A 21,289-nucleotide genomic window follows, 5' to 3' on the forward strand; every position below is an offset into this window, starting at 1 on the left:
AATTTTTCATCAATATTGAAAATATACAAACAAAAAAAAAGAGTGACATAAGCCACTCTTTTTTGTATAGGTAATTTTTTCTAGTTTAAATAAAACTCATACTTATTAAGAAGTTGAATTTCCTTAATCAGATCTCCATTCAGGTCCACTGAATGTTTCATAGACTGTACTTCGATATGGGAATCATCCTCAAGGTTTTTAATAAAGAATTTCAGTTTCTGATTTCCTTTATTTCTGTCGAGAACCGTTCGGAAGAAGTCGAGATCTTCCGGTCTTACATCCATCACATCCATGACTAACGAGATACTTTTTGCAAATCTTTCGAAAGCTTCCTGAAGCTCTATCACATCATTTACATTCACAAAGACTCTTCCATCTTTAACCTGAGCAAATTTTATTTTAAAAATAACAAATCTCTGAACCTCCAGCTTCTCTTTCAACCTCATATAATCTCTGTCACCCAATCTGAATGAATAAGATCCGGAATAATCTTCCAGCGTAACAAAAGCCACTTTTTCACCACTTCTGAAACCATCTTTTACTACATATTCCGTAATCAGACCAGCAACAGTATATTCTTTTCCGCCGCCACCGTTTTCTCTTTCTTTCTGCATGGTTTTCCAGTCTTTCTTTTTCTCTTCAAACAGCTCTTCCTGCTTATTTGCAAAAGCCTGCTCTTTGTAAGCATCCACCTCATCCAGATTCAGGAACATGAAGTTACCTTTAGGCTCAGCCTTTTTAGTCACTTCTTCCACTACTTCCTCTTCACCTGCCACAACATCATCGGATATAATTTCTGTAAGATCTACAGCGTCATCCTGAGCATCCTGCTCCAAGACAGGCGCTTCATCTGTCACGACTTTCTCTTCCTCATTTTTTTCAAGAACAGATTTTTTGGAAAGCTGCCCCTGCATAAACTTGAACTGGTACTTGAACTCATCCAGCGGATGCGCAGAAAGATAGAAGCCAATGATTTCCTTTTCTTTGTTAAGCTTATGCATATTCGGCCATTCCGGGCAAGGTGGCAGTTTAGGCTGTTCAATCTGAACTTCTTCCGCAAAATCAGCAAATAATGAATGTTCCATCTCATTTTTACTTTCCTGAAAGCTTTGTCCATATCTGATCAACCGTTCAAGATTGGTTTTTCCGGCCATGTCAATATCAAAATACTGTCCTCTGTGAAAAGAGTCCAGTTCATCAAAACCACCGGCAAGCACCAAACTTTCCGCTACTCTCTTATTCATCTGTGAAGGCAATATTCTTTCAAAGAAATCATAAATATTTTTAAACCTTCCGTTTGCTCTTTCTCTTGTAATTGCTTCACTTGGTCCTTCCCCAATTCCTTTGATAGCTCCCAATCCGAAACGGATCTGCCCTTTTTCGTTTACTGAGAATTTATATTGGGATTCATTCACATCCGGACCTAATACATCCACGCCCATACTTTTACAATCCTCCATGAACATGGTAATTGAATCCGTATTGTTAATGTTATTACTCATCACACTCGCCATATATTCAGCCGGATAATTTGCTTTTAAATAAGCCGTTTGATAAGCAATAAATGCATAACACGTGGAGTGAGATTTGTTAAAGGCATATTCTGCAAAGGCCTTCCAGTCATTCCAGATTTTCTCAAGTCTTTCTTCATTCAGGTTGTTTTTTCTACCTCCTTCAATGAATTTCGGGTACATTTTATTAAGAACGTCAATCTGCTTTTTACCCATCGCTTTTCTCAACGTATCGGCTTCACCTTTGGTAAAATTGGCCAATTTCTGGGACAAAAGCATTACCTGCTCCTGATAAACGGTAATCCCGTATGTTTCTTTTAAATATTCTTCTGTTTCCGGTAAATCATAAACAATCTCTTCAATCCCATGCTTCCTGTTAATAAAGTTTGGAATATATTTAATCGGACCCGGACGATACAAGGCGTTCATGGCAATAAGGTCAGCAAAAACAGTGGGTTTAAGTTCCCTCATGTATTTTTGCATCCCGGGACTTTCATACTGGAAAATCCCTACTGTTCTTCCTTCTTTAAATAGCTGATATGTTTTGGTATCATCAAGCGGAATAAGATCCGGATCAATATCTACATTATATCTTGCCTTCACAAGCTTCAATGCATCTTTAATGATAGTCAGAGTTCTCAACCCCAGGAAGTCCATCTTCAAGAGACCGGCACTCTCCGCCACGGAGTTGTCAAACTGTGACACTAAGATATCAGCATCTTTTGCTGCAATGGTTACCGGAACCAGATTACTCACATCTTCCGGCGTAATGATTACCCCACAGGCGTGAATTCCCGTATTTCTGATACAGCCTTCCATCTTTTTAGCACTTGCCAAAACTCCATGCCGTGCATCATCAGGACTGTTAAGAACATACCTCATCTCATCAACGAGCATCTGTTCTTCCGGTTTTAATTTATCATATTTTGCTAAAGCTTTCGCGATATTCATCCCCGGACTCGGAGGAATCAGCTTAGCAATATTGTTTGTATCAGGAATTGGAACATCCAGTACTCTTCCGGCATCTTTAATAGCAGATTTCCCACCCAAAACCGAGTACGTAATAATCTGTGCTACCTGAGTTTTTCCGTATTTCTCAACTACCCATTTGATAATTTTATCTCTTCCTTCATCATCAAAGTCAATATCAATATCGGGCATGGATACCCTTTCCGGATTAAGGAATCTCTCAAAAAGCAGGTCATATTTAATAGGGTCTACATTGGTAATTCCAATACAGTAAGCTACAGCAGAACCTGCAGCAGAACCCCTTCCCGGACCTACCCAAACCCCCATTTTACGGGCTTCATTACAGAAATCCTGTACAATAAGGAAGTACCCCGGATAACCGGTATTGGCAATTACTTCAAGCTCGAAGTCAAGACGTTCTTTAATATCCTCTGTAATACCATCTACACCATATCTTTTCTTTGCTCCTTCATACGTAAGATAGGTAAGATATGCCATTTCTCCTCTTTTTCCTCCGTCTACCTCATCTTCAGCATGGATAAATTCTTCCGGAATATCAAACTTCGGAAGGAGAACATCTCTTTTTAAGGTATAGGGTTTAAACTTTGCTGTAAATTCTTCATACGCATCAAATGCATCAGGATATGCTAAAAAGGCCTCTTTTATTTCATCGGAATTCTTGATATAATATTCACCTGTTGCCAGCCCTCTTCTTTTACCAAACCCTTTCCCAATAGGCGTTGTCAGCTTTTCACCATCTTTGATACAGCTTACAATATCCTGGATATTGGCATCATCTTTATTGGTATAAAAAGTCTCATTCTGCGCTAAAATTTTAACATTATATTTATCCGCGAAATGGAGTAAAACATCATTTAAATGCTCTTCTTCAGGCAGTTTATGATTTTGGATCTGAACATAAAAATCATCTTCAAAAGTATCTTTCCACCATTTGAAAAGCTCCTCTCCTTTCTGTTCACCGGTATTTAAGATGGCATCAGGAATATCACCCATAATTCCGGAGGTGAGTGCAATCACTCCTTCTTTATATTGTGCTATCAGTTCTCTGCTCACCCTCGGAACCCCAAAATAGAATCCTTTCAGAAAACCGATACTGGAAAGTTTTGCCAGGTTTTTGTACCCGTTAAAATCTTTTGCCAAAAGTACTACCTGTGTTCTCCTGTCGGGATCATCTTTGGTAAACTGCTTTTGTTCATAACGTTCCGAAATATAGAATTCACAGCCAACCACAGGAATAAGCGGTTCAGAAACAGGCTCTTCTTCATTGAACTCCGTTCCGTTTTCTTCTGCTTCCTGTTTTTTTGCTAAATATTCTTTATGCTTCTTTGCCCTGTCCCCATTGGCACCTTCCACTGCTGATACGAACTTAAAAGCTCCCATCATATTTCCAAGGTCCACCATACCGACAGCCGGGAAATTTTCGTCAGAAGCTTTTTTAATCAAATCATTGATACTCGATGTAGCCGTCAATGTCGAGAAAACACTGTGACTATTAAAATTGAAATATTTCCCTAAATCAATTTCATCAATACTCCCGAAATCCTGTTGCTTTTTCTTATTATGAAAATCTGCAACCTGCCTTCTGATAACAATATTAAAAGGCTTAATCGGATCAGGATAAAGACTTCTGAAATAAGCAAGCTGATCTTCTGAAATCTTTAAGGTTTCAGCAGGCACAACTCCGATTCTTACCATCTCAAAGAAAGCTCTGGCTGTAGCATTTACATCGGCAGCAGCATTATGGGCTTCATCAAATTTATTCCCATAAAGTTTTTCATAAAGCTCTTCCAATTTCGGAGGTTTGAATCTTCCTCCCCGACCTCCGCCAAGCTGACAGTAGTCGGTTCCCAAAATCATGGTATCTGCTTTGGGTTTTTCCTGAAGATTATCTTTCAGGTTTTTTCTGTAAAATTCTGCTCCTACAATATTATAGTCGAATTCTACATTATGCCCGGAAACCACTCTTACCCTTTCAAGGACTTTAGAGAACTCTTCAAGAATCTCCTGGAGATCTCGTCCTTCTTCATTGGCAATCTTGGTGGTAATTCCGTGAATACGTGCGGCATTGAAGGGAATATCATACCCTTCAGGTTTTATTATATAATCCTGGTTTTCAATTAAGTTCCCATCATCATCGTGCACTTGCCATGCAATCTGAACCATTCTTGGCCAGTTATCCGAGTCTGAAAGCGGAGCGTTGAAATTTTTTGGTAAACCGGTTGTTTCTGTGTCAAAAATTAAATACATATAATGTTCTAACTTTTTTATAAAAGAGAATGTAAAGTTACTTCATTTTTTCCAATTTCATATCAAAAACACAAAGAATCAACCCTAGCCCCAACAACAAAATAACGTGATTTTATTAAAAAAATAAACAATTCAAACAATCATGAAATAAAATATTAAAATTTCATTAAAAAAATTAGAATTATATACTAAAACCAACTAGGTATCAGTTTTTTACCATAGATTTGATCAACTGTATTTTTAACAATTTATTACTCAAAATGAAGAAACAATTACTTTTACTCAGTGTTTTAGCTATTACGCTAATAAATGCACAAAACAATGAAGAATTAAACCGATCATTTGAACGTCAGAGAATAGACAACAATGAAAAATTTGAGGCTTATATATCTAAACGATATAACGCTAACAGAACTCCTGAAGTTTTAAAAGAGATTGAACAGCAAAGAACCAATCTGGCAGGTTTTTTACCTGGCAACAAACCGTATTTTTTCAAGGCTCATGATATGGACCAGATTAAAAATTCCAATGCTGATTTTTTACAGGGAGGAAACATTACGGGCTTAACAGGTTCATTCAATGGAGAAGGTATTAAATTTACTATTTTTGACGGCAGTACTTCCTCCAGTGTTGCGAGAGTATTTGCCGGACACGTTTTTTTTAACAACCTTCCTAACAGAATCACAAACAAAGAAAGCAGCACCGTTAATTATGGAGACCACGCAACAGCCGTTTCCAGCTTTATTGGAGCGAAAGACTATCCATACACCGTAACCTTTACGAACGGAACAACCAGACAAGTCAATTTCAAAGGTATTGCACCTAACTCTACCATTGTAGCCTATGCTTTTGGAACCTCTGTTCTGGATGGAGAAACTACCCAAAGCACGGTATTTCAAAAAATCATCAAGGCACAACCTAATATTTCAAATCACTCCTATGGAAGTAACCAGGGATGGGCAGATCCTCAGCTGATTAACAACGAACCGTCATGGGTCTGGAATGGAGCTTTTACCAGCCCAGGCACTTCTTTTGACGCTCAGGGAACTTATCACACAAATGATCGTGATTATGATCAAATTGTATACAATAACCCTTCTTACATTATTATAAAATCTGCTGGAAACTCTTTTGGCGATGGACCTAGCGCTGCTACAAGTACTTATAAAAAATATTATACAGATAACACTGGAAATTTAGTAGAATTTGCAGCAACAGATACACTTCCTCCCAGCAATTGCGCACAGGGATACGACTGTATCGGGATTGGTTCTCTTGGAAAGAATATCATTGTGGTAGGTGCTGCAGACAGAATTACAACTAATGATGGAAGATATACAGCTTCTTCAGATGTTATCCATTCCAGTTACAGCAGCGCAGGACCAAGGGATGACGGAGGTATAAAACCGGATATTACTGCTGTAGGAACAAGTGTTGCGAGTGCATGGACTGATAATAACGCAACAGGAGGCAGTAAAATTACTATTGGAGACGGGACTTCTTATTCTGCCCCTGTCGTAACAGGTATTGTGGGACTTTGGACACAGATCAATAAACAGTTGTTTGGAGGAAATGTTTTAAATGCTGCATCAGCAAAAACCTTAATGGTTCACTCAGCTAAAGAAGCAGGAAACATAGGCCCTGACCCACAGTTTGGATGGGGCTTTATTGACTCGAAAAAGGGAGCGGAACTTCTTGTAGGAAAATCAAATAACACTATTATTTTCAATGATGAAACTTTAAACAGCGGAGTTGCCAATGTAAAAACAGTAAAAGCATCAGGTTCAGAGCCGTTAAAAGTGACCATATCCTGGATAGATCCTGAGTTCACCAACTTCACCAATCAATGGAGCAATATTTACAATAACAGAAGCTCCAAGCTGATTAATGATCTGGATCTGAAAATTACAGATACAACTACCAACACCGTGTATTATCCGTGGAAACTGGATGCCAACAATCCTATGACTCCTGCCACAAAAGGAGATAATACTGTAGACAACGTAGAACAGGTTGTAATTGATGCTCCGGTTGCCGGAAGAACTTATAAAATTGAGATCACCAACAAAGGCATATTGAAAAATAACTCAGGAGGCAATGCTCCTCAGAACTATTCTGTCATCGTAACAGGATTTACCGAGCTATTAGGAACTAAAGACCTTTCAAATCCTCTTAACAATCTCGCTATCTCCCCAACGATCACAAAAGATGTTACAAACATTCTAAAAGCACCTAAGAAATCTACCTTCAATGTGTATGACCTTACAGGTAAAAAACTGCAAAGCGGCACTATAAATAATGATAAAGAAACGATAGATTTATCTGCTTACACAAAAGGAATCTACATCATTGAAGTAAAAACAGACAAAGATGTTATTTCTAAAAAAGTGATCAAGGAATAACCTATATAAACAAAGATTTTTCACAAAATACTAACAGTTGTTAGTATTTTGTTTTTTTATGTATATTTGCTTCCTATGGAAAATGCACTTCACGAAAAAGTTTCTCAGGATATATTACTCAAAGCGTATAATCATATGATGCTGGCCAAGGCAATGGCTGATATTTATGAAGAAAACAGAAACATATGCAAATATGTTCATAGTACTTCAAGAGGCCATGAAGCCATTCAGCTGGCAACAGCCTATCAGCTAAAGAAAGAAGACTGGGTTTCTCCTTATTACAGAGACGAAAGTATTCTTTTAGGAATTGGTTTTGAACCTTACCAATTAATGCTTCAATTACTGGCTAAAGCTGACGACCCTTTTTCAGGAGGAAGATCTTATTATTCTCACCCTTCAAGTAGGGATGAAAACAAACCGAAGATCGTTCATCAGAGCTCCGCAACCGGAATGCAAACCATCCCTACTACAGGAGTAGCACAGGGAATTAAATATATTCAGGATTTCAATCTTCAGAATTTTGAAAATAACCCTGTGGTTGTATGCAGCCTTGGAGACAATTCGGTTACAGAAGGTGAAGTGAGTGAAGCGCTACAATTTGCAGCATTACACCAACTTCCTATCATATTTTTGGTTCAGGATAATGAATGGGGAATTTCCGTAACGAAGGATGAAGCAAGAACCTGTGATGCTTATGATTTTGTAGCAGGATTCACGGGATTAAGCAGAATGAGAGTAGACGGGACTGATTTCGTGGAAAGTTTCGAAGCCATGAAAAAAGCTGTAGATTTTGTAAGAACAGAAAGAAAACCTTTGGTTGTCTGTGCAAAAACAGTACTGATTGGCCACCATACTTCAGGAGTAAGAAGAGAATTCTATAGAGACGAAGAAGATTTAACAAAACATAGAGCTAAAGATCCGGGAGAAATCCTTAGAAAACATTTACTGGAAACAGGTGTGGATGATGATCTTTTAAAACAAATCACCAAAAAGGCCCGTCTTGAGGCAGAAGAGGCTTTCGAAAAAGCTAAAAATGCAGAAGATCCAAAGCCTGAAACCGTAATGCAGCACATTTTTGCTCCTACTCCAATTACTGAGGAAACAGGAACACGTGAGCCTGCTAACGGAGAAAAAATTGTAATGGTAGATGCAGCCATCCATGCTATACAGGAATTGATGTGGAAACATCCTGAAGCTCTGCTTTACGGACAGGATGTGGGGGAAAGAATCGGTGGTGTTTTCCGTGAAACGGTTACTTTAGGAAAAAAATTCGGAAGTAAAAGAGTTTTCAATACAGCCATTCAGGAGGCTTATATCATTGGATCTACAGCCGGAATGAGCGCTGTGGGATTGAAACCCATTGTTGAGGTTCAGTTTGCAGACTATATCTATCCGGGAATCAATCAGTTAATCACAGAGATTTCAAAATCCAACTATTTGAGTGGTGGAAAATTCCCTGTAAGCAATATCATCCGTGTTCCTATCGGAGCCTATGGCGGCGGCGGTCCTTACCACAGTGGAAGTGTTGAAAGTATACTCGCCAATATCAAAGGAATCAAAATAGCTTACCCAAGTAATGCTGCAGACTTTAAAGGTTTATTAAAAGCAGCTTATTATGACCCGAATCCGGTAGTAATGCTGGAACACAAAGGGTTATACTGGAGCAAAGTTCCGGGAACTGAAGATGCTAAAACAATAGAGCCTGCTGAAGACTATGTGCTTCCATTTGGAAAAGGTAAAGTAATCATTGAGGCTGATAAAGATGAAACTGAAAAAGGCAGAACTTTATTAGTGGTTACTTATGGTATGGGAGTTTACTGGACTAAAGAAGCCGCTAAGAATTTCAATGGAAGAGTTGAGGTGATTGATCTGAGAACATTAATTCCTCTTGATGAAGAACTTGTTTATGAAAGAGTAAAAGCCCACGGAAAGTGTATTGTTCTTACGGAAGAGCAGCTTAACAACTCTTTTGCAGAAGCTTTTGCCCACCGTATTTCTAAGAACTGCTTCAAATATCTTGATGCACCTGTAGAGACAATGGGATCACTGGATGTACCAGCCGTTCCTATCAATCTGGTTCTGGAAAAAGAAATGCTTCCCAATGCTGAAAAGCTCAGCAATAAGATCGAAGAAATGCTGAAATATTAATTTTATATCAACTTAAAACCTCTAAAAATTTTTAGAGGTTTTTTTATGCATTTTTTTCACTACTTTTAATTAAGATTATCAATCTCAATTCTAGCTCATTATAAACTAAAAAAACTTGACTACCCATTATCTGACAGGCATTACAAATTAAAATCTATTATAGTTTGGTATTTATTTTGTCTGTACACGCAAAACACATCCATCTTTATGATCACAACCAAATACGTCAATTATAAACAGGTTCTCAATCTGGCCGGTGTACATCTTATCTTTATATCAATCTGGTGTACCTTAATTGCTGTTTTCTTTTATTTCTTCAACTGGCACTGGATGACGATTCCCTGGGTTCCCGTTGCACTGATTGGTACCGCGGAAGCTTTCCTTGTGGGTTTCAAAAACAACCAGGCTTATGACAGACTTTGGGAAGCCAGAAAAATCTGGGGTGGCATTGTGAATTCAAGCCGCTCATTTGCTTCTATGGTATATGCTTTTGATACTAAAAATGAGGAAATTGGTGTTTTTGATCTTGAAGATCGTAAAAGAAGAATCGTTTATCGTCATATTGCATGGTTATATACTTTCCGTGAGCAGCTTCTGGTACCTACTGAATGGGAACACATCAGCACAGAAAAAAAATTCGGGAATATCAACCTGAGAAGAAACAGACTGATTAAAGCGGGATTCCCGGACTATGGCAGAGCCCCTATTTTCCTTCACAAATACCTTTCGGAGGAAGAATATGAGCTTAAGAATGATTATAAAAACTTTGCCACTTATCTGGTTTCCCAACAGGCAAAAGATATCAATGAGCTGAAAAATATGAATGCGATTACCGATTTCAACCAGACTCAGCTGCAGAATAGTTTAAATGAATTCTATAATTTTCAGGGCCAGGCAGAAAGGATCAAAAAATTCCCTTCTCCAAGACAGTTTGCCAGCACAGCCTTTGTTTTTAACATCCTGTTTATTATGCTTCTTCCACTGGGATTGGTAAATGAATTTGCAAAGCTTGGTGATTGGGGAATATGGACTTCTATTCCTTTCTGTATCATCATTGGATGGATCTATATCATCATGGAGCTGGTGGGAGATTATTCTGAAAACCCTTTTGCAGGATTAATGTTTGATGTTCCTATGCTTTCTATCTGCAGAGCGATTGAAATTGATCTTCTTCAGATGAGCGGAGAAACAGATCTTCCGGATCCTATTTCTTCTAAAAACGGGGTTCTCGTATAACATCACCTGATATCAGAATTACATCAAAAAATATTCGGTAAAATAATTTTAACATCTCATTGTTTTTCATAATTTAGAGGTATTGAAAGTATAAGCTAATTCACTCTATTACGGGTTCGGTTGAGCTTATATTTTTGATCAACTAATAATTTATCCCTTCTTTTTTAAACAATGAGATCCAAGCAAGTACTGCAGGTTTTGACAATGCTATGTCTTACCCTATTCTGCCCTACAGTGAAATCACAGGCAGCATTCAATAAAGAACTGCCCAAAGAATTTACAGACCAGTTCACCAAAGAAATCAATGACAGTATTCCCTCTCTGGGATCTTTTATTGTTTCCCAAAACGACAGGCTTCTGTACCAACAGTATTTTCATGGAGCCAACAAAGAATCTGTTTTCAGCATAAAATCTGTTACCAAAAGCATTGTCTCTGTTCTGGCAGGAATTGCAAAAGATAAAAACCTGCTTCCCAATCTCAATACTCCGGTTTTAAAAATCCTTCCGGAATACAATGTCTCAAGGACCAGTTTTAAAAATATTTCCAATATTGAAGGAAAAGTGGTTCATGATTCCATCAGAAATACCTTAACGTTAAAAAATATCCTGACCATGCAGGGTGGTTTTGATTGGGTTGAAAATTCAAAAATCTCAACGGCAATGTCATTTTCCAGCGACCCTGTGAAGTTTGTTCTGGATTTGCCATTCGAAGAATATCCGGGTACTGTTTTCAATTATAATAGTGGTGAATCCCATCTTTTTGGGGCTGCATTGGCAAAAATTGTAAAGACAAACCTGAAACAGTTCGCGACAGAAAATCTTTTCAGACCTTTAAAGATGAATGTTACCCGATGGGATACGGATTCCATGAACAGAAATCTGGCAGGCTCAGAGATGTTCATGAAACCTGAAGATATGCTGAAATTTGGTTCCATGATCCTTAACAATGGAAAATTGGGCAGCAAACAGATTGTCTCACAGAAATGGGTTCAGGAATCTACAGCTGAACATGTAAAACTGGATTCCTGGGATGTCATGCCGGATGCCAACGGATATGGCTACTACTGGTGGCGAAGAAAAACCAACGGTCATCAGGCTTTCGTAGCAACCGGTTATGGAGGTCAGCTTATCTGTGTGATTCCTGATTTAAAAATGGTAATTGTAACCACTTGCTTTTTGAATGATAAAAACAAAGGGAGATCCGATATTAAAAGGCTTCATTATTTCATTGATAAAATAACAAAGGAAGATCACATCAAATAACCCAATCCGGAATTTTTTAATACGCTACAATACAATCGCCGTGGTGTTTTTCACTTCGGAAATCATAAATGAGCTGTGCGTACTTGCGATGTGCTGAAGCGTCGTCAATTTCGTCAGCATAAAGCTGCGGTAGTCTTCAATATCTTTAACGCCTATTTTAAGAATATAATCATAATCTCCGCTTACATGGAAACATTCTGTAACCTCCTGAAGATCCATCACCTCTTTTTCAAACTGCAATACAAATTCTTTTTTATGCTGGCTCAGTTTTACGTGGCACAGGACAATGAAATTTTTCTTAACTTTACTTTTGTCAAGCAAGGCTACATATTTTGAAATAACCCCTGCATTTTCAAGCTTTTTTACACGCTCATAAACAGCTGTAACAGACAATCCAAGTTTGCCGGACAGTTCTTTGGTGGTTTGCTTACAGTCTTCCTGTAAAAAAAATAAGAGTTTCTTATCAGTTTCGTCAAGTTCCATAGATAATTTTTTGGTAAAAATTTAGCAATCCCGAAGATACTAAATAAATTTTCTAAATAAACAATATTTTACAGTTTTATTTTCTATAAATTCAAATTTATATTGTAATAATTAGCAAATTAATGCAAATTGGGACGATAAAATAAAAACAATATTTATGGAAAACTTTAACGCAGCCAACGAGATCCAGGATCTTCAGTATTTTGGTGAATTCGGAGGAGTGAATCCTTCTATCTCCGATAGCTCTACGTATACATTCCTTTCTGCAAAGACCATGTTTGATACTTTCGAAGGAAATGCCGAAGGATGCTACCTGTACTCCAGACACTCATCTCCAATGAATCTGTATCTGGCCCAGGCCCTTGCCAAAATGGAAAATACAGAGTCTGCCAACGTTACAGCATCCGGAATGGGAGCCATTACTTCCGTTTTGATGCAGGTGTGCAAAAGTGGAGATCATATTATTTCAAGCAGAACGATTTACGGAGGAACCTATGCTTTTCTTAAAAACTTCATGCCTCAGTTTAATGTCGCAACGACCTTTGTTGATATCAACAATTTTGAGTCGATAGAAAAAGCCATTACACCTCACACTAAAGTTATTTACTGCGAAAGTGTGAGCAACCCGCTTCTTGAAGTGGCAGACCTTAGAAAGCTTTCTGAAATCTGTAAAAAACACAGTCTGAAGCTTATTGTAGACAATACCTTCTCTCCCCTTTCTATCTCTCCTACTTTATTCGGAGCAGATGTGGTGATTCATAGCCTGACAAAGTTTATCAACGGAAGCAGTGATACGGTTGGAGGAGTATATTGTGCAACTCAGGCATTTATTGATGACACCAAAAATGTCAATTCAGGAGCATGTATGCTTCTCGGACCTACGATGGACAGCTTAAGATCATCAAGTATCTTAAAAAACCTGAGAACATTGCACATCAGAATCAAACAACACAGCCACAATGCAATGTATCTGGCTGAAAGATTCGAAAAAGACGGATTAAAAGTATCTTATCCGGGATTGCCGTCTCATAAAAACCATGAACTCATGAAGAGCATGCTTCATGAAGAATACGGATATGGCGGTCTCCTGACGCTGGATGCCGGAACCACAGAAAAAGCAAACGAACTGATGGAATTGATGCAGACAGAAAACCTGGGTTATCTTGCAGTAAGTTTAGGGTTTTACAAAACCTTATTCTCATGCTCAGGAAAATCTACCTCATCTGAGATCCCGGAAGAAGAAAGAGCTTCCATAGGTATTTCAGACGGACTGATCAGATTTTCCATCGGTCTTGACCACGATATCAAAAGAACTTACCATAAAATGAAAGAGTGTATGCTGAAAGTTGGAGTTCTTAACCACCATGAAAACATTTCTATCATCTAAATTTATTGTAAAAAGGCTGTTTCATTTGGAACAGCCTTTTTTTTAAGTTATCAAAGAGGTTCTTGAGATTTCCTCGGAATGACAACTATGTGGGCAAGGTAAAAATTATAAATGTTGAATAATTAATAGACATCCTATACCTGCGTCTTTGTCATTCCGTAGGAATCCAGGCTCCCACTTTGATCTACAGTAGGAATTTCAGAGGAATAAGCTTGGTTTGTTGTAATGACAAAAGCATTCATGATCTGGTTTTAATTCAAAGTTCAGTAGATTGTTGAGATTCCTATGGAATGACAAGCTGTGCGGGCAAGGTAAATGCATCGTTAGAATTATAAATGTTGAATAATTAATTAATACAGATCCTATACCTGCGTCTTTGTCATTCCGTAAGAATCTAGACTACCACTTTGATCTGCAGTAGGAATTTCAGAGGAATAAGCTTGGTTTGTTGTAATGACAAAAGCATTCATGATCTGGTTTTAATTCAAAGTTCAGTAGATTGTTGAGATTCCTACGGAATGACAAGCTGTGCGGGCAAGGTAAATGCATCGTTAGAATTATAAATGTTGAATAATAATTAATAAAGATTCTATACCTGCGTCTTTGTCATTCCGTAGGAATCTAGGCTACCACTTTGATCTGCAGTAGGAATTTAAGAGGAATAAGCTTGGTTTGTTGTAATGATTAATGTGGACACAAGCAGCATGCTCGCGCCAGCGGGGAGGGCAAGGTAAATGCATCGTTAGAATTATAAATGTTGAATAATTAATTAATACAGATCCTATACCTGCGTCTTTGTCATTCCGTAGGAATCCAGACTGCCACTTTGATCTGCAGTAGGAATTTGAGAGGAATAAGCTTGGTTTGTTGTAATGATAAAAGCATTCATGATCTGGTTTTAGTTCAAAGTCCAATAGATTGTTGAGATTCCTACGGAATGACAATAACGTATTTTTCACTTAATGGATCAACATTAAAGAACCTTCCTATCGAAGGATCATAGTTCCTCCATCGGTAAGAACTCCAGCCTGTTTCTGTCTGTTTTTCCTGCCCCTGAGAAGAGTACTTGTAATTTGGAGATATTGAATTGGCAGTAACTAGCTCTCCTCCAAACTCTAGCCCGAAAGGATAAAAATGAGTAGCTCTGTCTATTGTAGGTTTTCCGTAAGCATCTTTGTAATACGCTAATCTGATGTTTCCTGCTTGATCGGTATAGTTTATTAAAATTTAGGGTATTGAAATCAATAACCTAAATTATTATAAGTTTAGAAATTACTCATTATTTAATATTTCCTCAGCAATTCTTACCGATTCTAAGGTTTTCTCATATAAATTTTATCATAATCTTCAGAAATCCATTCCTGTAAACCAAAATGAGCTTTTAATGCATTTTCAAAACGAATAGGTGCAATTTCAGATTTATACATTAACTTATTAAATTGAAATTCATCAATATTCTTCAAAATTTTACTTTTATAATCAACCAAACGAGCGTCATCACTTGTTCCTAATCTAAAAAATGGTAAAGAAACTGATTGAATATTGTCTTTATAATTTCCAATTACCTGCCAATCTTTGTAATATAGTTTTGCATCAAAAGTATATCCAAGAAAAATTATTTTTAAATCATTAATATTGATATTTTGAAATTCATCTAATTCAGTAATTTTTTCGTTAAATAGTATGACAATAAATGCATCGGATGTTTTTGGAAAATTGATGATTTGCCCTAATCCAAATTCGCTATTTCCTAAAGGAATTGCAAAAACATCGCCTTTATTTAATTTAAATCTATTAGCCATTGTATGGTTGTTTTGGTAATTTTGGTGGTTTAACTTGATTAGCATTCATTTTCACTTGTACTTATCATTAAACTCTTCCATTTTGTGATTGTAATTTCTACTATTGGTAAAAGCAACATACTTTATACCAGAGCAAAGACTAACATCGCCATCGATCACTTTTGTATATAAAAAAGCGAAGTGTTTCACCTTTTTCAATGGTTTTAACCATGATAATGACTCCATATCTCCGCATCTGGTTAAAATAATCTTTTCCAAATTTTTGCAATACTTTAAATCATTATAATTTGTTAGATTACCACAAGATTCTAAAATAAAAGACTGTAAATTATCTGAGCTTTTTATAAGTCCATCCAATGAAGTTAGTTTACTGCAATAATGCCCTTCAAAGCTCTTTAAGCTTAGAAGGACTAAACCATCAAGGCTTTGAATATTACTCTCGGTAATTTCAAAATTTTCAAGTGATGTAGGAAGTTTAATATAAGAAAAGGATTTGGTTTTTGGTTTGAACTTCCAAATAACTAACTTTTTCAAATGTTTATTTTCTGACAAATCTATTTCCTTATCGTACCAATTTATTGAAAGATACTCTAGTTTCTTAAATTGCGAATAATCTATATTGGGTTTTATTGCCTCTCGATAAATAACATCTAAGGATTTCAGATTCTTAAGTTTGTAAATCCCACTATAATCCATGTCATATTTACTAATGTAAAATTTTTCAATAAAATCAATTTCATCAAAAAAGTTCAAATCCTTAACTATTGAATCTGAATTTATTGAAACAGAAATAATATTTTCCGCCTTTATATATTCAATTTCATCTTTCAAATTATCTCCACCTCTAACAGCCATAGTTTTACCATCTTTAGAAAAATGAAAATCACTTCTAATTATTTCACTCATATTAATTTATTTAGATTATTACGATCATTTTTTTTGAGCATCCTCACTTCTATATCTATCACCAGGAGATCTTCTTTTATTATAATTATTTTCACTCTCGTGCCCTTCTTTTCCTTTTTCTTTATCCGCATCAGTTTCCATTCTTTTAGATTCCTCTTTAAACGCTTCTCTCTCATCTTTGGCTTCAGTCCAGTCTGTACTTTCTAAGGGATCATCATTTTCCTTAGCCTTCTCATCCCCAGATTTTTTTGCTCTTTTTTCATCTCCTTTTCCATGATATTTTTTACCGCTTTGATGAGTATTTGTGTATGATCCTGTTTTCTTCTTCCCACTAGAAGAATCACCATCTTTACTCTTTCTTTTATTATCTCCCTCACTATTTAAGACACGATTGGCAAGGTTTATTCCGGTATAAGAAACCGCCACAAGAACATTAATTTGGGTACCTAAGCCCCGCATTAAGCCATTATAATTATTAATGGCATTACTTTTCATCTGCTCATACACTGCTGATCCTGCTCCCGGTTTTGCAGCATATAGAGGCGGAGGTGTTAAAGCACCAGGAGCAAATATTGGTAATGGTACAAATTCTAGCCCTTCCAGCTCTCTTCCATCAACAACTCTATTTTCTGAGAAGTTATAATGTGATTGATATGCGTATTTTTCACTTAAAGGATCAACATTAAAGAACCTTCCTATCGAAGGATCATAGTTCCTCCATCGGTAAGAACTCCAGCCTGTTTCTGTCTGTTTTTCCTGCCCCTGAGAAGAGTATTTGTAATTTGGAGATATTGAATTGGCAATAACTAGCTCTCCTCCAAACTCTAACCCGAAAGGATAATAATGAGTAGCTCTGTCTATTGCAGGATTTCCGGAAACTTCTTTACATTACGCTAATCTGATGTTTCCTACCTGATCAGAATTCCATTTTAAATTTAGGTTATTGTTTTCAATATCCTAAGTTTAATGACTTAGTAACATTCCACTGATCAATTATTCAATGAATGCATTCTATAAGCATCAGAAGCCAATAGCCTCACTTTATTTTGATTTACAATCTCCTTATTTTCTTTTAAAATGATTTCTGCCTTTTGAAACCATATTCTAGGGACATTATCTACTGCCTTTAAGGGTGTGAATTGAAATTCTAAATCTTCATTATCTTTTTTCTCTTCTATCTTAGTAATTACTTTACTAGCCAATTCATAAAGATTTATAACATCAGAGCTTTTTTCGATATCTTGAATTAATTCAGGCGTTATAAAATTTATTTCGGCAGCTTGCACAGCATTTATAAAGTTATCAAATGCGTTTGGAGAAGTAGCATTCCACCAATTATCCTCCACAACTTCATAGTCATCACCCCATAAACTGATTTTCTCTCTGTCATTTAATAGAAATCCTATTCTTTGATATGAATTCTTCGGAATATCTCCCCATGTACATGACCAACATGTGGTTTTTGATAAATAAAAACTTCCAGTAAAATTTTCCTTTTCAAACCTTGAGATTACCAACCCAAGGCTTAAATATAAATTAGGTTGAATTTTTTTAACAAAAAAACCATCAGCTCCTAAAAATGTTTCTTTAAACTCAACAAATCCTTGTTTGGTTAATCCACGTTCTAGCTCATTTATTAATTTCTTTTTATTTAAATTCATTTCTATTATTTTCTTGGTCCAATATATGTTGGAGAATTCGGTAAATATTTAGGATCTTTTGGATTGTACAAAATAGTTTCAGATTTTTCTCCATTTCTTTTTAAAAGGTTTTCTCTTTTCGTTGCAGACTTAATTCCTGAAGGCGTATTAGATTTAATAATAATGTTAGTTCCATCTTTTCGTACCCCGTCTTTTCGTACTCGAGTACCATCCTTAAGTATTTTAGGTACTTCTATAGCTACTCCTTCACTTTTAAGCCCTTTTTGTATTTGACGATGCGCTTCTTGGCCTATTCTTGCAGAAGAATGTAGTTTCTGTACACTGCTTTTCACTTCTTCTACGCCCTTAAGAATAGGCGATCTCCCTCCTTGAACAGTTAATATTCCTTCAGGTCCACTAGCGACAGATAGAACCATAGTACCCCAATCAAGAGCACCGTTTGCTACTTTCTCTTTGAAGGATTCTTTAGGAACTCCTGTTAACAGAGTTAAACCACCATCTTCACCAACTACAAGTTTATTTCTTACCGCATCATTCGAGAAAAAATTAGCTGTTCTAGCAACATTATTAGCGACTGCAGCTCTTAGACTGTTAATCCCGCCACCAATCATTTCTGCAAATTCTGCAGGATCACCAGGAAGATCTTGTGCTCTTTTTGTGCTTTGCCACTCTAAGCCTTCCAGTTCTCTTCCATCAACAACTCTATTTTCTGAGAAGTTATAATGTGATTGATAAGCGTATTTCTCACTTAACGGATCTACATTAAAGAACCTTCCTATCGCAGGATCATAGTTACCTTGCTGGCGCGAGCGTCTCGCTCGTGTCTACGAACAAAATCATTAAGTTTATATAACTATTCTGAAAATTCAATTACAGATTGAAGCAAAGCTGGTTGTCATCCAAAGTTTAAAATAGTATACACCACCTGCACAAATGCAACGGTTGTTATTTATTCTAATATAGACACGAGCAGCATGCTCGCACCAGCAGTTTTTTTATATTGAAAAACCGCTATCGTCATAAGATAATATTTCTATTACTCTGTTGTGAGTTTTTTCAAACTCTTCATTTTCTTCTTGGGTATAATCATCACTATAAATATAAGGAGCAAATGTTTTCTCAAATTTGCATTTCTGTGCTTCTTTAATATTAATTAAAGCCATTGCACTATCACTGGCATCAGTAATAACAATAAAATTTTTATACACTACAATATCTTTAAACATTTTATCAAAGTGAATTTCATCAGGTTTTGTTTTTATCACAATTCCTTTGGTTAATTCTTTTTTAGTTGAAATTTGATTGATTGTCGCTATTAACTGAAAATAATTTGTAGTAAATTCGCATTTCAAAACAACTTCTATATCAATTTCTTTAAAACGTTTCTTTTTGTGCACCCATTCATTTTTACAACCTCCTTTTTTAAATTCAGTAATTAAGCTTAGAAGATCTTCGAGAGGTATTGGTTTAAATACAGCCGCTTTTTTAAATCCTTCTTCTAGTACTTCTAAATAATAATTACAGTCTTCAGTTCCCTTAGTTTTTTCATAACGGTTTTGATCAAATGGAAGATAAGTTTCAAGTACATCTATGGCAGTTATTTTAGTTGGCTCTAATTTATTTTCAGGCAGTAACGCAATAGAAACCATATTAAAAGTACCATCTGTATCAAATTTATACTTTCTGATAGCTTTTGAAAAGTAATTACTAATAAAACGAGTATGGTATAGAAAATGTGAAGAATATATTTTTCCTGCTACTTCATTTTCAAGCAATAATAATACGTATCTTAATTTCATATTTATGGTCTTTTATGATATTTTTTATCGTTTAACTGTCCTTGGTCTCTCAAATTATCGGCATTTTCTCTTTCTGCTCTCAAAGCCTTTTGTCTTGCGCCTGTTCCTCCTGATTGTATACCCGTTACAACCCCTTTATATTTCCCCAGAGAATTCTCATTTTTATTCCATTTGTTAGCCTGAGAGTTGGCTCTTCTTGAAGTTCCGTTTTGGTTGAGTTTACTACCGCTAATACCTGTTTTTACAACATCATTATTAGAATGTGTATTGACTATGTCATAAGTATGCTGCGGCTTTGTACTTAGCTTAGAATTTCCATGAACCGACTTTACCGCATCTTTTACCTCTTCAAACCCTTTTACAGCAGGTGATCTCCCTCCTTGAGCGGTTAACATTCCTTCAGGTCCACCAGCAACAGATAGAAGTATAGTTCCCCAATCAAGAGCACCGTTTGCTACCTTTTCTTTGAAGGATTCTTTAGGAACTCCTGTAAGCAAAGTCAGCCCGCCATCTTCACCAACTACAAGTTTATTTCTTACAGCATCATTCGAGAAAAAATTAGCTGTTCTTGCAACATTATTGGCTACTGCAGCTCTTAGACTGTTAATCCCACCACCAATCATTTCTGCAAATTCTGCAGGATCACCAGGAAGATCTTGTGCTCTTTTTGTGCTTTGCCATTCTAAGCCTTCCAGTTCTCTTCCATCAACAACTCTATTTTCTGAGAAGTTATAATGTGATTGATAAGCGTATTTCTCACTTAACGGATCAACATTAAAGAACCTTCCTATCGAAGGATCATAGTTACCTTGCTGGCGCGAGCGTCTCGCTCGTGTCCATAAACAAAATCATTAAGTTTATATAACTATTCTTAAAATTCAATTACAGATTGAAGCAAAGCTGGTTATCATCCAAAGTTTAAAAGTAGTAAAATTTGCTCCCTGCACAAATGCAATGGTTGTTCTTTATTCTAATGTGGACACGAGCAGCATGCTCGCGCCAGTGGGGCTCAGTAAGCATGCATCAAACAAGATTCTTCATAAGTCCAAATATTGTTTTTCTCACCTTTATCAAGATATTCTTTAATTGGTTTATACTCAACTTCCTTTGGAATATTTATAGCAATAATATTTCTAGCCAATAATACTTCTGATTCACACTTATGCTCAGATAGCCATTTTCTAGCTCCTTCAATATCTTTTTCATCATCTACATAAACTCTAACAGTTGTATTGCCTGAAACAGCTATAAAATCATCAAAATAATATCTTTTTTCATCTTCATCATATTCTGCTTTTATTGTATCTCCTAAAGAAATTCTTTTTGCTATAATGGGAATATTATCTACAATAAAATTATCCCCGTCAATATCGCACCAAAGAGTTTCTGTTTCATACTCCCCATCTCCAATCTCTTGTACAAATGCAACTTTTACACTATTTTTTTCCATAATT

At 36.4% G+C, this 21,289-nt stretch carries 16 protein-coding genes and 1 pseudogene; 5 read left to right on the forward strand and 12 right to left on the reverse strand.

Annotated features, from left to right (window positions below):
- Positions 1-80: 80 nt before the first annotated feature.
- Positions 81-4,748, reverse strand: coding sequence for a DNA polymerase III subunit alpha (gene dnaE / locus ODR02_RS02430; protein WP_209785340.1), 4,668 nt, complete (start codon positions 4,746-4,748; stop codon positions 81-83).
- A gap of 260 nt (positions 4,749-5,008) precedes the next feature.
- Here dnaE and ODR02_RS02435 point away from each other — a divergent pair, with 260 nt between their 5' ends.
- From ODR02_RS02435 to ODR02_RS02450, 4 genes are all read left to right on the forward strand, one after another.
- Positions 5,009-7,150, forward strand: a complete 2,142-nt coding sequence (locus ODR02_RS02435; protein ID WP_209785341.1) for a S8 family peptidase — start codon at positions 5,009-5,011, stop codon at positions 7,148-7,150.
- 75 nt (positions 7,151-7,225) lie between these two features.
- Complete coding sequence (locus tag ODR02_RS02440) at positions 7,226-9,298, forward strand: alpha-ketoacid dehydrogenase subunit alpha/beta (RefSeq protein WP_309511513.1); 2,073 nt, start codon at positions 7,226-7,228, stop codon at positions 9,296-9,298.
- A gap of 207 nt (positions 9,299-9,505) precedes the next feature.
- Positions 9,506-10,534, forward strand: a complete 1,029-nt coding sequence (locus ODR02_RS02445; protein ID WP_309511514.1) for a bestrophin family protein — start codon at positions 9,506-9,508, stop codon at positions 10,532-10,534.
- Between the two features lie 171 nt (positions 10,535-10,705).
- Entirely contained in the window at positions 10,706-11,797 is a 1,092-nt protein-coding gene (locus tag ODR02_RS02450; protein WP_209785344.1) for a serine hydrolase domain-containing protein, read from the forward strand.
- Between the two features lie 24 nt (positions 11,798-11,821).
- Here the strand turns inward: ODR02_RS02450 and ODR02_RS02455 are convergent, their stop codons facing one another.
- Positions 11,822-12,280, reverse strand: coding sequence for an Lrp/AsnC family transcriptional regulator (locus ODR02_RS02455; RefSeq protein WP_105684683.1), 459 nt, complete (start codon positions 12,278-12,280; stop codon positions 11,822-11,824).
- A gap of 157 nt (positions 12,281-12,437) precedes the next feature.
- On the opposite strand from ODR02_RS02455, the gene ODR02_RS02460 reads away from it, so the two are divergent.
- Positions 12,438-13,667 (forward strand): aminotransferase class I/II-fold pyridoxal phosphate-dependent enzyme, encoded by a 1,230-nt coding sequence (locus ODR02_RS02460; RefSeq protein ID WP_309511515.1) that lies wholly within the window; start codon positions 12,438-12,440, stop codon positions 13,665-13,667.
- Positions 13,668-14,597: 930 nt separating this feature from the next.
- Here the strand turns inward: ODR02_RS02460 and ODR02_RS23555 are convergent.
- From ODR02_RS23555 to ODR02_RS02505, 10 genes and pseudogenes are all read right to left on the reverse strand, one after another.
- A complete protein-coding gene (locus ODR02_RS23555) occupies positions 14,598-14,894 on the reverse strand; it encodes an RHS repeat-associated core domain-containing protein (protein WP_408914925.1) in 297 nt (98 codons plus the stop codon).
- 86 nt (positions 14,895-14,980) lie between these two features.
- Positions 14,981-15,469 (reverse strand): Imm26 family immunity protein, encoded by a 489-nt coding sequence (locus ODR02_RS02465; protein ID WP_309511516.1) that lies wholly within the window; start codon positions 15,467-15,469, stop codon positions 14,981-14,983.
- 51 nt (positions 15,470-15,520) lie between these two features.
- A complete protein-coding gene (locus tag ODR02_RS02470) occupies positions 15,521-16,375 on the reverse strand; it encodes a hypothetical protein (RefSeq protein WP_309511517.1) in 855 nt (284 codons plus the stop codon).
- 24 nt (positions 16,376-16,399) lie between these two features.
- A complete protein-coding gene (locus ODR02_RS02475; RefSeq protein ID WP_309511518.1) occupies positions 16,400-16,870 on the reverse strand; it encodes a hypothetical protein in 471 nt (156 codons plus the stop codon).
- 129 nt (positions 16,871-16,999) lie between these two features.
- Positions 17,000-17,236 (reverse strand): annotated as a pseudogene (locus tag ODR02_RS02480) (RHS repeat-associated core domain-containing protein); the annotation flags it as partial.
- Between the two features lie 128 nt (positions 17,237-17,364).
- Positions 17,365-18,036, reverse strand: a complete 672-nt coding sequence (locus ODR02_RS02485; RefSeq protein WP_309511519.1) for a hypothetical protein — start codon at positions 18,034-18,036, stop codon at positions 17,365-17,367.
- Positions 18,037-18,041: 5 nt separating this feature from the next.
- The gene (locus ODR02_RS02490; protein ID WP_309511520.1) at positions 18,042-18,647 is read right to left on the reverse strand and encodes a hypothetical protein; all 606 of its coding nucleotides are present in this window, start codon (positions 18,645-18,647) and stop codon (positions 18,042-18,044) included.
- A gap of 384 nt (positions 18,648-19,031) precedes the next feature.
- Positions 19,032-19,835 carry a hypothetical protein gene (locus tag ODR02_RS02495; protein ID WP_209785346.1) on the reverse strand — a complete coding sequence of 268 codons (804 nt, stop codon included), beginning with the start codon at positions 19,833-19,835 and terminating at the stop codon, positions 19,032-19,034.
- Between the two features lie 2 nt (positions 19,836-19,837).
- Positions 19,838-20,458, reverse strand: a complete 621-nt coding sequence (locus ODR02_RS02500; protein ID WP_309511521.1) for a hypothetical protein — start codon at positions 20,456-20,458, stop codon at positions 19,838-19,840.
- Between the two features lie 386 nt (positions 20,459-20,844).
- The gene (locus tag ODR02_RS02505) at positions 20,845-21,285 is read right to left on the reverse strand and encodes a DUF4265 domain-containing protein (RefSeq protein WP_309511522.1); all 441 of its coding nucleotides are present in this window, start codon (positions 21,283-21,285) and stop codon (positions 20,845-20,847) included.
- Positions 21,286-21,289: the final 4 nt, after the last annotated feature.

The organism is Chryseobacterium sp. CFS2 (genome assembly GCF_036543225.1).
In the GTDB taxonomy this organism is placed as follows: Bacteria; Bacteroidota; Bacteroidia; order Flavobacteriales; family Weeksellaceae; genus Chryseobacterium; species Chryseobacterium culicis_A.